Here is a 394-nt window from a genome sequence, read left to right as displayed (position 1 = left end):
AGTCACTCCTCGGCTTCTCGCCGGGCCCCGGCTCGGGCCCGGCGCTGCCGAAGATATGCGGGCGCCCGCATGGCTCTGCCGGATTCGAGCCATGTCAGGGCTCACGGCTCACAGCCCCGGCGCCCCCCACACCGGGAACCACCGCGACAGGTCCTTCTCCACCCGGAGGTCGTCGCCGAGCGCGCCCCGTACCTGGAGCTCCAGCTGGTTGTCCCGCTTCTCGGCGTCGCCGGGGAGCGGGGCGAAGGGGTAGAACGTGCCGCGCTTGTAGAGGTACACGAGCGCCAGCGACCGGCCCTCGGCTCCCTCCCCGCCCCGGAAGCCGATCAGCGAGCAGAGCAGATGCGGGCCGAAGCCGCCGTCCTGGAGCAGGGTGTTCACCGCGTGCAGATCG

Annotated in this window: 1 protein-coding gene; it reads right to left on the bottom strand. The window is 72.1% G+C overall.

Annotated features, from left to right (window positions below):
• Positions 1-108: 108 nt before the first annotated feature.
• On the bottom strand, positions 109-394 hold a 286-nt coding region (gene pspAB, locus RNB18_RS53260), incomplete at its 5' end, for a PspA-associated protein PspAB (RefSeq protein ID WP_449657667.1).

Origin of the sequence: Streptomyces doebereineriae (assembly GCF_031845645.1) — a bacterium.
GTDB classification, from domain to species: domain Bacteria; phylum Actinomycetota; class Actinomycetes; order Streptomycetales; family Streptomycetaceae; genus Streptomyces; species Streptomyces canus.
The sequence above is the reverse complement of the archived record's forward strand: the minus strand, read 5'-3'. Positions and strand labels throughout refer to the sequence as shown.